Origin of the sequence: Pseudoteredinibacter isoporae, assembly GCF_011602085.1 — a bacterium.
Classification (GTDB): domain Bacteria; phylum Pseudomonadota; class Gammaproteobacteria; order Pseudomonadales; family Cellvibrionaceae; genus Pseudoteredinibacter; species Pseudoteredinibacter isoporae.
In genome coordinates, this window is record NZ_JAAONY010000002.1 from 560,273 (window position 1) to 576,030 (window position 15,758).

Genomic DNA, 15,758 nt, shown 5'->3' on the forward strand with positions numbered 1-15,758 from the left:
TTCCAATGGTGAAAGGAAAACACTTTTTCCAGTATTCAATCATTCAGCACAACCTCTTCGACAATAAGCACGCACTGCATTGGCCATTGAAACAATGAACTGCCAAGCAGGCACAATCCAATTAAGAAAATGCAATATGCGTAGGCTATTTTTTTCTTTTTCATATGAGCTCACTACAGCGATTTTAATTGATGGTTTCTCTTACCACCATCACTTGGAAACCTTTGTATACAAAACAAGCAACAACCTAGGATTTAACAAAAACATTAGACCTAATCCAAATTGCAAAGATAACATTATCGATGTTTGTTTAAAAAACTTACCATGCTCGGAAACCTCCACTGAACACACTGTAAGAAGCACCTACCAATTGCGACCCTGCAATCACTATCAGATTTTATAGATCTAGAATTATTAGGAACGTGCTTTCAATAAAATAAGAACTCAAAGTAAAGTCAGTAGGCTGCTCTTACTTGATACTTCTAAGCTTTTCCAATTACCTTATACAAGTCATTGAGACATGACCAACTATTCCGTGAAAACTGACCACCCACAAGATCTAGAAATAATCTTGTTTCTGCAACAGACAGCTGATCTAAATCCCATCCCGACTCGACATCATATCCATGATCCAAGAGGTAGTTCCATCGATTCCCATTTAATACGTCTATGGGAAACCCGAGTCGTAAGAGCTGATTTCGGTTTACATTTAGCCAACATTGTAACTCAGTATCGTTAGCCTTATTTTTTATATAGCTCATATTTACAGGGTACCATTTAACGTCAGATCAGCGAATTATGAGTTTCGCACTCTACACCTTCACTCGCTAATTTCCATCTCGCTTGTCTGCAAAGTCTTCATAAGCTTTCCCAAACTCTATCTCCATAGCAATTCGAATCAAACCCGGATAGCCAAACCAATACTGACGCCTAATCGAATCAAGGTACTCTTCTTCCCCCAAGTCTTCACGATAAAGCTTCTGATGACGTAAATCTAATGACTCCCTGTCAATTAAAAGGAGCTTCTTCCTGTGCTTTTTAAGGAACTTTCGAACTTCGCGCTTTGTCAGGATAGAGAATTTCTTAAGTTCTCCCACAGTCTCATCGAGCTCCTCCATTGAAGAAATGTCATTTTTCCTTGAAAATAAGGATCTCATAACCTTATATAGATAGATCAAATCGAATTCTTCCTTATCGATTTCTTTCCTTCGACTCATTTGCAACTTCCCCTAAAAACTCTGAGCCCATAGATTAACGTTCGACGACGCGAAACTTTTTGTTAAGCATCAACATCTACTGCGTTTATTGGTTCTCTAATGAGTTTCATTTTCATACAACATCCCGCTCAAACAATGGAAATTTTTCCGCAGATTTAACTTCAGAAAACACAGCTAGTTTTATGACAATATATTCTCTCTTGCCCATATGCAAAGATGGTGTGCGATTCAAAAATACCCTTCCCAAAAACTGAAAGAATTCGTTTCGATCATAGCTTTCCCCCTCAAACTTACTTATATACGGCAACTACCCGGCAGCAATGCTGGGTCCAGTTCTGTTCGATTTTTTCCGACAGCCTCCATCCCCTCCGGAATTGAAGAATGCCCACAAACCCAAGAAAAAGGACTGGCTGGGGATCCGGTTACAACAATCGGCCTCACAGTTAATATCTTTCCATCAAGCATTGCATTCACCTTGTTTCCCAGTCGAATATGAAAAGCACCATTTTCTACGCGGATTTCTTTTACGTAGTTACCAAGTAGGTACTTGGGCTCTGGCATACCTGCATCCTTATTTGTAAGCGGAAATTTACCCGTGTGCTTGTAGTACTCCGCGACGGTGTTTTTCAACTCACCCACAATGACTAACGATTCTGAAACCTGGGCCCTGGTCGTATATGTCTGGTAAGAAGGTAGAGCAACAGCTGCCAAAATACCAATGATCGCCACTACGATCATCAGTTCAATTAAAGTAAATCCACGTGAATTCATGTTAACTCCTTAAATTGCTGAACCAAGCATAAATATGGGTAAATACATTGCAATAACAAACAGGCCTATCAGTAATCCCAGGGATATTTGGGTTATGAGAGTCACAGACTCCCTCAAGAGGATCATTTGTCGGCTAAACAAGGTATTTATGTGGGAAACCTGATATTCAATTTCTTGATCCAAAACGCCAACTTCCTGAGCAGCCTTTACGGCGTCCCACCAAACTGAAAATTTACTAGTCTTTTTATCTGTGAGCATCGACAAATCTTTGGCATGATTAAACGAAGCCACCCCTTCCACTCGTGCATTGGTTAGTACATTTGCAAAGTGGACAAACAAAAAATAACTATAAATATCGTCCAAGGATCTCACGCCAGGAATCCACCTGCAAATAGATGAAAGCGGCCTAAGCTGAGCAACCTGTTTCCTAACATGATAGGAACTGGCAACGCAAATCAGCACACATAGCGTTAGAATGCCAGTTACCAGCATAAACATTGACTCGTTCACAAGAATAAACTTTGTCAAAGTAGGTAGTTCTGCCCCAAAATTGGAAAACACTTCCTCAAATCCAGGCATAACTTTTTTCGTAAAGATTGCAATAACCGTTATAGCCAAAATAAACACTACGACCAGGTAGGCAATTAGTGAATTGAAACCACTCCAATATTCTCGCGCTTGAATGACGGCTTCTTGTATGTATTCCTTTGCCCCTATAAAGAGCTGACTGACGTCGCCGTCCTCCTTTCGAATTAGGCCAGCCAAGACGGCAAATATCCTAAATGGCCCAGCACCGTATCCTGTAAATACTACGTCTTCATCCCCTGTAATAATATTTTTAATCGCCTCAATACTATCGTCATAATGGGCCGGCAAACTCGACTTTGTCTTGGCCAGAGCCGAGACCATTGACTCCCCTTGGTCCTGCTGGTACGCAAGCATTCGACTTACTACCGATATTCGATCCATAGCTGATTCGTTTGTAATCATCATCACTTCCTACAGATGGTATGAGAAATAATTGGTGGAACCGTGGTTCTTACAGGTTCGGCCATATAAAGTGAAACTTGGGGTGCAGGATTACCGCATTGCCAGCTGTAAAATAGAAAAGCCTTACCCTGCGTCTGAGAATTGAGATTAAACCCCAATACGTTGTTATCTTTAAAACCCAAATCATCATGAAGGGTAATAGAAATATTCCCGAATTGATTGACCTCGAACTCTTGTATAGCCCTTCCCCAACGTTCTTTGTCTATGGGTATATCGTCCTCCCCTGACCACCGACCGGTCAAAGCAGCATCAATAATCATATGGGTCTGAACATCTTTAGCAAAATTTATTGGTTCTACTAGTTTTGCGCTTTTGATATAGGTAGGCATAGTCTCTGCTGCTAAAGCAATTAGCACTCCGAGAATTAAAGCGAAAAACGAGAATTCAACAAGCGTACGCTGGTTGTAACTCCAAGAAAGGTTCTTAGGGATGTTGTTCATATCATCACCAAGTAAAAAGCCAACATTTGGCTAGCGATTAAAAATAAGGGTATCAAATCAATTGTTTCGAATTTATTGCAAATTGATAGACCGAGAGCTTGGTTGATTTCTACCACCTTCCATTGCACGAGAACCAAGTCAAACATTGATGGCAAAAGGACGAGCAGTGAAATGATTGGAAATAAATCAAAGATTGGCTCAAACCAAAATCCGACGGAAAGCACGTGGAGTATACCCAAAGTCCTGAGGAATACAGCGCCGCGGACATTTAAGCTGGAGGCTGTTTCTGAGATCTGATCGTATAGTGAATACGCAAATAACGGATGAAACGCAGATCGGGCAAGCGGTGAAATAGTACTTTCAGCATTATTTTTAATCAAATGCCAGTTTTGATAGTGCCACCAATAAGAATACAAGCCCCAAGTTGCGATGCTGTAAAGCAATGCTGTTATAGGCTTAACCTGGTAGAAAAGTGGCTTGTCTCCCGCGCAGTTATATTGGAAATATGAACCCACCGACTCTGACATCTATCGCTATCCTTGTCATTATTTTTACCCACCCTACTCCGACAAAGTACATCGCACATGCTGACTTAGTCAAATTCAGCCTGAGCCTACTCTGAAAAATATCAACATCACACCACATACCACTCTTATCTCATCGAGATAATCTGCCCCCATTGAGTCATTCTTGTCAGGAAGGATGCCGAGGATATTCACGGCTACGCAAGGGCGCCATAGGCCAACATCTATCGATTATGACCTTATAGGTCAATCACTGTCCCTGTGGCTATTGAATAAGGCACACGAACCAGCTCAAAGGTATCGCCCACCTTTAGCTTGTCAACATGAAGTTCAGGGGTCACAAAGTGGATAAACACCTCCGCACTCTCGCCTGGGTAAATCTCCGTAATACCGCCTGAAAGCTCAACCCCACATTCAGCCGCTGGCATACCTTCATACGAAATAACGCACCTAAGGCCGTTCAGGAATCGAGGTTCAGCACCTCTATCGCGCTGATCTTGTATTTCCGCTAAAACAATCAAAGTTCACCCCCTATCGAATGATTCGAAGATTTACCTGTACGACGAGGATGTTATACAAACATGAATGACTGGAAAACTCTAATTATGATTGCAACTAATTTGGAGGAGGTTTACATAAGCACTTCTTTTGCGTTCAATGCCTTGGCCCTTTGGTGGTCGACATGCAGTACAACATGATAATGATTACTCATTACGGCATAAGCACAAACATCGATGCAAAACACAGACTGCATCGCCAGAATTCTTTCTTCAACTCACCCCCTGCGATGCTCGTAATTTTTACCGCTGCAATGATCTTTCCCACACAAAAAGGCACGACGCACACAACGGCTTACGCAGTGATAATAAGGAGTATCGGCTAAGGACACTTGCTGGCTTCGGGCTATCGTCATGCTGCTAAATTACAACAACTTTGGACGATTCTTAGCTATATTTGAGGATGGAATTAAAAATCAAGGGATTGACCTAGCTCTTTACTCGCGGAGCTAAGCCAATGAAGGTGGATATCCTTAGTATTTAATAACAGCCCATTAATCACTGTAACCCCAAGGCGCTGCTGGTGGCGAAATCGCCTTAGTTAAATCAAAGTCCACTCTAAATTCACGTCCTTCACGGACCATGCGATAAGTGAACTTATCAGGGTAAATGAACATTTGCCAGGTGTTGCCACTCGATTGCGGAATACCATGCTTGACAAATAACTCTTTTGAATATTGATCGGCAGGAAACGACTGCACGCGATCCCAGCCCCCATCAAGCGTATGCCCGCCATACATAGTCGAGTCATCATAACTACCATCAGCTTTGCGATGATCGTGTTTTAACGAAATACCAGAGCCCGTTTTGGTTAAAATCCAAGTGCGTGAAGCATCATCACCTACGTGAAATGGGATCTGCAATTCACGCTCACTACAACGGCGAACATGCATGATTAATTTCTTGCCAGCAAAACCGCCGCCTTTAGCGTTGTCAACCGTAATTTTCCCCTGGTAAGCTTTGCCACAATGTGCTTTTAAATGCTCAAAATAAGCATCATGGGTTGCGATAGACACCTGTGGCGCAGGCAAAACCACGGATTTACCACTCGTGTTCTTTGAGCCCGCTGCATTCACAGCGACAGAACTACCAAGAGAAATAACAACAATAACTAAACTCGATACGATGGGTATTTTCATAACAACTCTTAATCCTTTTGCTAAAATAAAAATAGCTCTGTCAAAAGAGCTATTGTCGGCTCTTCATCATTAACGGGGGACACCGGCATTCATTAAAAATGGATTTGCGAAGATCATTTTAATGGAGAAAAACAAGAACAAACGGGACACCCACCTTTAACTACCACCCAATGCTAACACAAGTAACTTGCGATCAGGCATAGGCAAGTTGCCTAATTCTATCTACTGATTAGATTTTACTAGAGTCAAGTATAACTGATCCTAAAAGTGGAGAATTAATTTGATTAGCACGATAACTGAAAAACTCAGCTCACGGCCAACCTAAGTAAACCAAAGTGGAGGAGGTTTTCTTGAGAACGGCAGAAGCACCTGCGAGAGTTTTAAAACAAGATTCAAACTGAATAACGGCCACCATGAATACCTTAGACTCTATATTTGGGCGCTGCAATATCGCTGGGGCCGGTAAAAGTCAGGAGATTGGCCTAATGTTAAGATAGCGGCACTAGGCTAATGAAAGTGGATGTCCTCTCTATTCCTTCAATTTTAGGAAAATCTTACGCGCGCTATATATTCGAGAATAGCGCTTTTCGATATTTATAAGAAGCCGCTGCATTCGCCAAAGATGGGAACAGTGATTCTCTAGATATATCTAAATCATACAACAATCGAAGCAAGTCATCTGACTCAGAAGCCGGCAATCGTCTTTTTTGAATTTGAAACTTTGAACTGGTCAAGCTTAACAGGTCTGGCCAAGCTCCGTCTTCCAGAAAAATGGTATTTGCGCCCTTAATATTAGTAAACATCCCTTGTTGACACCGTAAATTCACGTTTTGAAACTTGGGCACTTTGATTAAGGACACAGGGGAACTTGCATGATGACACTGATCTCTAGACATAAAATAAACTACTATCTCCTGATTTATTTTGCTTTTTTTGCTAGAAAAAACCGACCTCCCTAAAGCAGCAAAATAACATGCTACCAATGGTGACTCAGACCAATCAAGCAGCCTAGTTGGAACACCATTGTGCTGAGCGAGAGCCATGGACGCCTCAAAAGTGCTTTTCGGGAACTGCTCAGAGTAGTCATACTCTTCATCTCTCATTGCTGCTGTGATTAAATCGGTGCTGTCATTCAAAGTTGTCAAATCGATGGGGGTTGGAATACCCATTCGATCAGCTGATTCTAAAAACAAGAACACAGAACGTGCTTCGGCATGCAGGTGATGCCCCAAGGATTCTCTAAGGCTACTTTTATCTACTTCGGGAGCCTGCGGAGTAAAATCTAGCAAGGGGCGCCCCCCTCGGAATACACTAGACAGCAACCCCCAAGCCGCATCACTCTGCCCTCTAAACAGCATCCCACGACGCGAGCCTTTAGAAGCGTCGAACTTATTCGATGTCTTAAACCGAGAGTCGCCGATAAAAAAGTCTAAAAATTCTTTTGCCGTTGAAATTAATTCGTTACTCTTCACTAGAAACGCACTCACCAACCAAATTAAAAGAACACCGACTCTGGCTACTAAATTAGACCATTCTACTGCGCAGCCAACCTCAACGAGTCAAACGAGAAATCAAGAATCACCTCTTACGGTTTCCAGACTCCTAGACAACACGCACAAAGAGGTTTAAGGAAAGGCATAGCAACGACTACCGGGTAGAATTTTCAAATGAAGAAGTGCGCAAAATACCATTCTCAATGAAACTGTTCTTATGGACGAACATTCCATTTATTCTTAATACTAATTTTTATTTATTCTTCATGTTCATCTACAAGGCTAAAACGGAACATCATCCGGAAAGATCTGCGGATGCTCCTGAGCCGCCGCCCCTAGAGCATCCTCATTTTTCAATAAAAGGTCAATTCCCATTTCAGTAATCGAATATGCATAAAAACTGTATTCATCATGGTGATCAGTTTCTATCGACTTACTTAGATAATCCATTCTTTCAAGCTTAATCAATGACACCTGCAAGGCTGACTCATCCACACCACGAAAGCTATTAGCAATCATATGGAATCTCAGCCCTACTGGATCTGCTGTATGACTTTGCAAGCAAGCTGCTAAAACTTTATAGTCTTGAATTTGAAGGTTATAACTAGATGGATTTACTACAATCTTCCTCGATTCAGAGAGACCTACATGATCAAGAAGACCTAGCCTTTCGGCTTCAGATTTAATCAGAGAACACGCCCGATTAGTCGCAGAAATCAAATCGTCATCCGAGCGATCAGCATCATAATCAGCAGGATTTACACCCAATAAATCAGTGGGAAGATGCATCTTTACATCACGAGGCTTCAATATAAATGAGCGAGATTTACCAATCGCACCAACAAACAGCCCCATTTCAAAGATTACATTATCTCTAACAACATATTCTTCTCTGTTTCTAATTGTTGCTATGTCATCCGGAGCGAAAATAAAAAGCGCAAAATCCACAAATGAGGACTTCTCAACCAGGTCATCGATCGACGTCGACGATAACTTAAATGTTCCATTCTTCCATAACGTCACCTCGAACTCATGGTCAAGGTTCACATTCACCGCCTCAGCAACTCGCTGGCTTTCAACAGATGAAGCTATGAATAATCTTGGTTTTCTCAACATAATACCTTCACATTATCGCTTTTGCTTTTGGCTTTAAATATGCGCTCATTATTGGGATAAGGGTGACCCTGGGCGAGCAACCACCCAGGGCCAATAGTGTCAGTTAGTCGGCAAAAGCGACGAGACAGCACCTTTAACAGATGCAAGCATCACCGTTGCTAATGATGCCATGCCAAATGCCACTAGAGGCTCTGGAAAAGCCACTAGCAACATAAGGAATAGGTACCCAAATGCCGTTTGCATATCTGACAAACTATCTGAACACCCCAATTCAGATCTATTATTCATAAATCATCCTCAAAGTTTTCGAGGGGCTCTTAAAGAGTTAGGCCCCGAAAGTTCAGACCTTTCACCGATTTCCTTAACAGCCAGTTTTGACGGTCGGTGAAACCTAACTGGAACGGATGAAGGCTAAGCCTCCAAATTTCACTAAACCACAAACAATTATTTAGCATAGCTTCCATGTTTGAAGTTTATTCACAGATAACTTCTAAAGAGCATTATTAATCTTAACGCTTTGGCGGGGGAGCTGGTGGCGGTGATGGCCGCACATTACTTGGTGGCGGCGGGTTTACGTTAGCTCCTTTATTTATACTTGAAGGCCGGGGCGCTGGAGGCGGTGGATTAGATGATTTTTTAGACATAAATCACTCCCATGTTTTTTCCATAAACTCTACCATTTGGACACTTTTTGCTGGTATTAGGATAGTATCCACACCAATAAGAGGCACTTCGTCATCGACAATCCACGATGCCTGCTGTATAGAAAAATGACCTGTTTCAGGATTAGATGGCCATTCTTTAGGCCATCCATATAAGCGCCGCTCTCCATCCAAATGCAAAACAACGTAGGTTACCTTATTTGAAAACTCGCCATACCATTCGGACGGATACGAAGTCTCCTTCGAGATACCTATCTTTCGAATTACAAAGTGAAACTTATCGTTATTTGCAAAATATGCAAATACAAAACCTAAGATTGTTGCGATTACGACTGAAACAACAAGCTCCACATCTGCACTCCAAGAGCCAAACGCCCAATATTTTGAGATACAAAAAACCAAAGCCTTATAAAAGTAAACGCCCACCTGAACTATCAGTGTAAATATTAGGGCTTGCACAACTCGTTCAAATTGGCTTGGTTTTACAAAGGAGGTAAAGCCATAGAAAACCCAAGCAGCTAAAAAGCCAGGCAATAAATACCTCAGCAGCTGGACTAGATCAGATGCTATGCTCTCCATGGGGATCTAATAACCAATTGAAAAGACAGGCGTCTTTGCAATTAGAGTAGCAATATCAATCAATAGGCGGCCGAATAACATCCTGTCATATTTCCTTGTTTCAATTTTAATCATCTGAGGCTTTTCTTAAGAGTTTACCACCTCTAAATAATACACCTCTTCAATGGGAAACTGGGCTCTCTAACTCACATTCACAAAACAATAGTAATTCTGAAATGAAAATCAAGTTTGCTATAGCAATAGACTTCACGCAAAGATTAATACTAAAGAACCAACCATACAAGACCACAATATAAATAGGGTGACAATCAAGTATCCTTATTGAAAGGCTAATTAAAGGAATTGAAGAAGTACAACACAAGATTGTGCAGAGGGGCGTCTACTATGAAAACAAAGTTAGTAGTTACTATCGATAGATAGTGGTGCCCGGGGCCGGACTTGAACCGGCACGATATTGCTATCGGGAGATTTTAAGTCTCCTGTGTCTACCAATTCCACCACCCGGGCGTCGAGGGGTATTTTTTATAGTAGGTATGGCGGCCCTACTTTTATCAGCGCTTGGGCGCTGAGTCCTGTGGCAGCTACCGCTCCTGCTCTCGCTGCACTTGCGCTTCCTGCGCGGCGTCTACCAATTCCACCACCCGGGCATCGAGAGGTATTTTTTATAGTAGGTATGGCGGCCCTACTTTTATCAGCGCTTGGGCGCTGAGTCCTGTGGCAGCTACCGCTCCTGCTCTCGCTGCACTTGCGCTTCCTGCGCGGCGTCTACCAATTCCACCACCCGGGCATCGAGGGGTATTTAAAGTAGGAGGCAGCCCTACTTCGATCAGCTTGGCCAATCGGGTTTGCCTTGCGGCACCTAAGTTGAAGGATTCAACCTAAGGGAAAGTGGAGGCGCGATCCGGAATCGAACCGGAGTAAACGGAGTTGCAGTCCGTGACATAACCACTCTGACATCGCGCCATAAGGGCGGCAATTCTAATGCATCCGCTTGAAAATTCCTAGTACTTTCTGGGACTTAGCCGCATTAGAGCCTATTGCATTTGCGGCTTGAAAAGGCCGTTTCTGCAAAGAGCGGCTATTCTATGGTTTGGCCGCTCACTGTCAAGTATTGCGAGCGACTTTGGCGAAATTCGTACAAAAAGGCGGCAGTTTGTGTCTTATGGCTTCAATGATGGCCAGGCTGCACGCAGGTATAGAATCATGGAATAGAGTGTCAGGCCCGCGGCCATGTACAGCAGGATGTAACCGACGTCGATCAGCCAGTAGCGATCGTCTACCGGGAAGGCCAGCAATACGGTGATGGCAACCATTTGGGCGGCGGTTTTCACTTTGCCGATAAAGGAAACGGCGACGTTGGAGCGCTCGCCCAGTTCGGCCATCCACTCTCTCAGGGCGGAGATGACGATCTCGCGGCCAATGATTACAACAGCCGGAACGGTAAGCCAGGCGGTGGAATGGGCCTGCACCAAGAGCACCAGGGCGGATGCCACCATCAGCTTGTCGGCCACCGGATCGAGAAAAGCACCAAAGGCGGTGGACTGGTTGTAGCGACGGGCGATAAAACCGTCGAGCCAATCGGTGATGCCCGCCAGTGCGAAGATGAACGCGGCGACCGGGTAGCTCCAGCCGTAAGGCAAATAAAACACCAGCACAATCACCGGGATAAGCAGTACGCGTAATAATGTCAGTTGATTGGCTAGGTTCATCTTGTTTCTACTGGCTCGATCCGTCTTTACGATTTTAGTGCAAAAATCAGACACTTAGCCTGAAAACATGAAGTTATTGCAAAAAAAGCGCAGCCTACCTGATCTGGGCTGCCTTGGCCAGCATCGCTGGGTAAAGCTGAGGCCCAGGCGCGTTTATTCGGCGTGAAAATGCCCGTAGATTTCCGCGGCCAGTTTTTTGCTGATGCCTTCTACCTTGGCCAGGTCGTCAGCACTGGCGCCTTTGATTTGTGGTAAGCCACCAAAATGGCGCAACAGTTCGCGGCGGCGTTTGGCACCCACGCCGGGAATATCTTCCAGGCTGGAGCTGCGGCGTTTTTTATCACGGCGGGCTTTGTGGCCGGTAACAGCAAAGCGGTGGGCTTCATCGCGTACTTGCTGGATGAGATGCAGTTCCGGAGAGGTGGCATCGAGTACCCACTCTTCACCGGTATCAGCCATGTGCAGCACCTCAAAGCCAGCTTTGCGCGTAGTGCCTTTGGCCACACCAATCATGGTGACGTTTTGCACGCCCAGTTCACCCAACACCGCCTTGGCCTGATTGAGCTGGCCCTTGCCACCATCGATCAACAGGATGTCGGGCAACACGCCCTCACCTTCCTGGATGCGGCTGTAGCGACGGCTGAGCGCCTGCTCCATGGCGGCGTAGTCATCGCCACCGGTAATGCCATCAATATTGAAACGGCGATAGTCGGATTTGATGGCACCTTCCGGGCCAAACACCACACAGGAAGCAACGGTGAGCTCGCCGCTGCTGTGACTGATATCAAAGCATTCAATGCGTTGGGGAATGGATTCCAGATTCAAGCGTTCCTGCAATAATTCAAAACGTTGCTGCAAGTTTTGTTTACGCGCCAATTGGGATTTCAGGTTTTGTTCGGCGGCGCTCATGGCCAGCTGCAACCAATTCTGGCGTTCGCTGCGTACGCTGTGGCGCAGCTGAATGTTTTTACCCAGGCTTTCTTTAATAGCCTCGCTCAGCAGCTCAGCGTCGGGCAATGGGTGGCTCAGAATAACATCTCGCGGTACATCCCTGCCCTTGTTGCCTAAATAATACTGCCCAACAAAATCGTTCAGCATGACTTCGGGGCCAGCCGCGAGATTGTCTTTGGGGTAATAACTTTTGCTGCCCAGAATGCGGCCCTGGCGAATGTACAGCAGGTGGATACAACAGACGTTGCGCTCTATTGCGATGGCGATGACATCCACATTGGCGTTGCCGGATTCCACCACCCGCTGGCTTTGCAAGCTACGCAAGGCACTGATTTGATCGCGATACACCGCCGCCTGTTCAAACTGTAAATCCATGGAGGCTTTTTCCATGCGATCGGCCAGCTCTTCGAGGATTTCATCACTCTCACCTTGCAGGAACATTTTGGTGTGACGAACTTCTTCGGCGTAATTCTCTTTGCTGATGGCTTCTACACAGGGGCCATCGCAACGTTTGATCTGATACTGCAAACAAGGGCGCGAGCGATTTTTAAAAACGGAATCTTCACACTGACGCACTTTAAAGGTTTTTTGCAGAAAGCTGAGGCTTTCTTTTACCGCCATCACATTGGGGAACGGCCCAAAGTACTCACCTTTTTTGCGCTTGGCACCGCGATGCATGGCAACTCGCGGATAGTCTTCGCCGCTGGACAGAAACACATAGGGGTAGGATTTGTCGTCACGCAATAAAATGTTAAACGGTGGGCGCTGAGCTTTAATCAGGTTCTGCTCAAGAATCAGTGCTTCCACTTCCGTATGGGTAACGGTGACATCCACCCGCGCAATACGCGCCACCAGCGCCATGGTTTTGTTGTTTAAACCGCTGGAACGAAAATAGCTGGAGACTCGGTTTTTAAGATTCTTGGCTTTACCCACATAGAGAATTTTGCCGTCGGCATCGTACATTTGATAAATGCCCGGACGTTGGGTGAGCTGCTTCAAAAAACTCTTGTGATCAAACTGGCAACCGCCTTCGGGGGCCGGGGCGATACCGTCCGCACTGGCGCGAGCTTCGACTTTGCGCGCGGTGATTTCTTCTGCGCGCTTTTTAGAAAGCTCTTTTTTCTTGGGGCTGCGTTTTTCTGTCATTCGGTTTTAATCCTGCGCCAATTCACCGCTGGCTAAAATATGGCGAGGTTCGATTTCAAGTGCAACGTGGTAGCGCTGCCAGATATCGTCTTGTATTTTTTTGGCCAGCATAAGTACCTCTTTTGCCGAACCTTTATTGTAATTGACCAGAACCAGCGCCTGACGTTCATGGACGGCCACCTGCTCCTCGCGGTGCCCTTTCCAACCGGCCTGATCAATCAGCCAGCCTGCGGCAAGCTTATAATCATCACCGTGGGGATAAGCCACCAGATCGGCGTACTCGGCTTTGAGCTGCTGGTAGTGGGCTTCGCTGACAATAGGATTTTTAAAGAAACTGCCCACATTGGGCAACTCAGCCGGGTCGGGCAATTTGACACGCCGCAAATTGCAAACGGCCTGGAGAATATCTTTGGGGTTGGCCTGTTCCGGATGAACGCCCAGATCCTGTAAGCTTTGCTGCAGGCCGGGATACCGGGTGTTAACTTGGGCGCCTCGGCGCAAGCGAAGACGAATTCGACTGATGATGCGACGGGGTTCGCCCGCCTGTTTAAAAATGCTGTCGCGATAGGCGAACTGACATTGTTCGGCGCTAAGGCGATAGTGTTTACCGCTGTCGATTTCCAGGCACTCCAGGCTGTCCATTACGTCGCAAAGCTCGACACCATAGGCCCCGATATTTTGAATAGGCGCAGCGCCTGCCGCACCGGGAATCAGTGCCAGGTTTTCCAAGCCATACCAACCCTGCTCACAGCAATGACAGACCAGCTCATGCCAGTTTTCTCCGGCATCTACATCGAGGTACACGGTTTCCGAATCGCTAAGCTCTTCAAGCAATGTGATGCCTTGATTTTGCATGTGCAAAACCAAGCCCGGAAAATGATCCGACAAAATTACATTGCTGCCACCCCCAAGCACCAGCAGTGGCATATTGGCATTTTCGCTGCGATACCAGTCCAGTGCAGCCTGCAAATCTTCAAAGCTTTGAATCGCCCAATAAAAACGCGCCTCGGCTTGAATGGCCAGGGTATTAAAATTGCTCAGGTCTTGATGTTCAATTAGGGCCATAGTCGTCGCTTTACGTCAAACGCTGTTGAATGTCGGCCAATAAATTATCAGAAGCCGCTTCAATCAAATCCAAGACCAATTCAAAACCGTCTTCACCGCCGTAATACGGGTCGGGCACTTCTGTCATGGGCTTAGGGAAATCTTCGGGAAGGTAATCCAGCATAAGCTGCACGCGATCTTGATAGGCATCTGGACACAACGCTTGCAGATCGTGAAGATTATCGGCGTCCATCGCCAGAACATAATCGAACGCTTCAAAATCGCTGTCGGCCACTTTTCTGGCGCGCAATTGACTCATATCGTAGCCGCGCTTGGCGGCATGTTGCGACGCTCGAGGGTCGGCCGGGTTACCGATATGCCATCCGCCAGTGCCCGCCGAATCGATAATAATTTGGTCGGCGAGGCCGGCATCTTTGACTTTCTTTTGAAAGACGCCATCGGCCGTGGGTGAGCGGCAGATATTCCCTAAACATACAAAAAGCACCTTCACCGGTGCCTGCAAGGTTTCTTTTGCCATGTTGCGTTGCTCTCCTTGATTATTGGCCTTGAATAAAATCAACAACGCGTTGGAGATCTTCCGGTGTATCCACACCACCGGGCACTTCAGCGCAGGCTTCATCCAAGTGAATTTTTTCACCGTGCCAAAGTACGCGTAACTGCTCCAGGGATTCCGTGGCCTCAATAGGCGCCACGTCCCAGGTGACAAAGCGGTTGAGCAAGGCCACACGATAGGCATAGATACCAATATGACGTTGAGGCACAAAACCTTCGGGCAATGCGTCCCGGCTTTGTGCAAACGCATCACGAGGCCAGGGCACAGGGGCACGACTGAACGTCAATGCAATCCCCTGCTCGTCGCTCACCGCTTTTACAATATTCGGATTGCAAAAATCTTCCACGCTGTGAATCGGTTCACTCAAGGTGGCCACGCTGGCTTCTTTGGCTCGATCTAAATTGTTGGCCACCTGATTAATTACTTCAGGCGGAATCAGAGGCTCATCGCCCTGAACATTCACCACGATGGCGTCTGGCGCCAAGCCGTATTTTTCAGCCACTTCCTGCAAACGGTCGGTGCCCGACTGGTGATCCGTGCGGGTCATGCACACTTCCCCACCGAAAGCTTTTACAGCCGCTTCAATGCGCTCATCATCGGTTGCGACAATCACCTGTTTGGCATCGCTCATTTGCGCACGCTCAACCACCCACTGAATCATTGGCTTGCCAGCAATATCAGCCAGAGGCTTGGCGGGTAATCGGCTGGACGCGTAACGGGCGGGGATAACAACAAAAAATTCCATGATGGGCTCTTTAACAATTAGGGTTTGGCGTTAAGCACCAG

Annotated in this window: 14 protein-coding genes, 2 tRNA genes and 1 pseudogene; all 17 read right to left on the minus strand. The window is 45.8% G+C overall.

All coding sequences use genetic code 11. The annotated features are described in order from the left end of the window. Nucleotides 1-827: 827 nt before the first annotated feature. Nucleotides 828-1,217 (minus strand): hypothetical protein, encoded by a 390-nt coding sequence (locus tag G8768_RS10880; RefSeq protein ID WP_166847213.1) that lies wholly within the window; start codon nucleotides 1,215-1,217, stop codon nucleotides 828-830. 294 nt (nucleotides 1,218-1,511) lie between these two features. Next, nucleotides 1,512-1,988: a pilin gene (locus G8768_RS10885; RefSeq protein WP_166847206.1), complete on the minus strand. Its 477-nt coding sequence runs from the start codon at nucleotides 1,986-1,988 to the stop codon at nucleotides 1,512-1,514. Nucleotides 1,989-1,997: 9 nt separating this feature from the next. Beyond that, complete coding sequence (locus G8768_RS10890; RefSeq protein ID WP_166847202.1) at nucleotides 1,998-2,978, minus strand: type II secretion system F family protein; 981 nt, start codon at nucleotides 2,976-2,978, stop codon at nucleotides 1,998-2,000. 2 nt (nucleotides 2,979-2,980) lie between these two features. Continuing rightward, complete coding sequence (locus tag G8768_RS10895) at nucleotides 2,981-3,478, minus strand: hypothetical protein (RefSeq protein WP_166847196.1); 498 nt, start codon at nucleotides 3,476-3,478, stop codon at nucleotides 2,981-2,983. Beyond that, nucleotides 3,475-4,005 carry a hypothetical protein gene (locus G8768_RS10900; protein ID WP_166847191.1) on the minus strand — a complete coding sequence of 177 codons (531 nt, stop codon included), beginning with the start codon at nucleotides 4,003-4,005 and terminating at the stop codon, nucleotides 3,475-3,477. The genes G8768_RS10895 and G8768_RS10900 overlap by 4 nt, the downstream gene beginning before the upstream one ends. Before the next feature lie 637 nt (nucleotides 4,006-4,642). Further along, nucleotides 4,643-4,915, minus strand: a pseudogene (locus G8768_RS21035) (hypothetical protein); the annotation flags it as partial. A gap of 138 nt (nucleotides 4,916-5,053) precedes the next feature. Continuing rightward, nucleotides 5,054-5,698 carry a hypothetical protein gene (locus G8768_RS10905; protein ID WP_208020156.1) on the minus strand — a complete coding sequence of 215 codons (645 nt, stop codon included), beginning with the start codon at nucleotides 5,696-5,698 and terminating at the stop codon, nucleotides 5,054-5,056. A 563-nt stretch (nucleotides 5,699-6,261) separates the two neighbouring features. Beyond that, nucleotides 6,262-7,170 (minus strand): FRG domain-containing protein, encoded by a 909-nt coding sequence (locus G8768_RS10910; protein WP_166847184.1) that lies wholly within the window; start codon nucleotides 7,168-7,170, stop codon nucleotides 6,262-6,264. A gap of 303 nt (nucleotides 7,171-7,473) precedes the next feature. Continuing rightward, nucleotides 7,474-8,307 carry a TIR domain-containing protein gene (locus G8768_RS10915; protein ID WP_243749481.1) on the minus strand — a complete coding sequence of 278 codons (834 nt, stop codon included), beginning with the start codon at nucleotides 8,305-8,307 and terminating at the stop codon, nucleotides 7,474-7,476. Nucleotides 8,308-8,954: 647 nt separating this feature from the next. Continuing rightward, nucleotides 8,955-9,548 (minus strand): DUF6338 family protein, encoded by a 594-nt coding sequence (locus tag G8768_RS10920; RefSeq protein WP_166847178.1) that lies wholly within the window; start codon nucleotides 9,546-9,548, stop codon nucleotides 8,955-8,957. Between the two features lie 420 nt (nucleotides 9,549-9,968). Beyond that, nucleotides 9,969-10,055 (minus strand) — tRNA-Leu (locus G8768_RS10925). A gap of 382 nt (nucleotides 10,056-10,437) precedes the next feature. Further along, nucleotides 10,438-10,511 (minus strand) — tRNA-Cys (locus G8768_RS10930). Nucleotides 10,512-10,708: 197 nt separating this feature from the next. Beyond that, a complete protein-coding gene (pgsA, locus tag G8768_RS10935; protein WP_166847171.1) occupies nucleotides 10,709-11,257 on the minus strand; it encodes a CDP-diacylglycerol--glycerol-3-phosphate 3-phosphatidyltransferase in 549 nt (182 codons plus the stop codon). A gap of 153 nt (nucleotides 11,258-11,410) precedes the next feature. Then, on the minus strand, nucleotides 11,411-13,354 hold the full coding sequence (uvrC, locus tag G8768_RS10940) for an excinuclease ABC subunit UvrC (RefSeq protein WP_166847168.1): 1,944 nt from the start codon (nucleotides 13,352-13,354) through the stop codon (nucleotides 11,411-11,413). A 6-nt stretch (nucleotides 13,355-13,360) separates the two neighbouring features. Beyond that, nucleotides 13,361-14,419 (minus strand): UDP-N-acetylmuramate dehydrogenase, encoded by a 1,059-nt coding sequence (gene murB, locus G8768_RS10945; RefSeq protein ID WP_166847165.1) that lies wholly within the window; start codon nucleotides 14,417-14,419, stop codon nucleotides 13,361-13,363. Nucleotides 14,420-14,429: 10 nt separating this feature from the next. Beyond that, a complete protein-coding gene (locus G8768_RS10950; RefSeq protein WP_184679373.1) occupies nucleotides 14,430-14,936 on the minus strand; it encodes a low molecular weight protein-tyrosine-phosphatase in 507 nt (168 codons plus the stop codon). Between the two features lie 19 nt (nucleotides 14,937-14,955). Beyond that, entirely contained in the window at nucleotides 14,956-15,717 is a 762-nt protein-coding gene (kdsB, locus tag G8768_RS10955) for a 3-deoxy-manno-octulosonate cytidylyltransferase (protein WP_166847162.1), read from the minus strand. Between the last annotated feature and the right edge of the window lie 41 nt (nucleotides 15,718-15,758).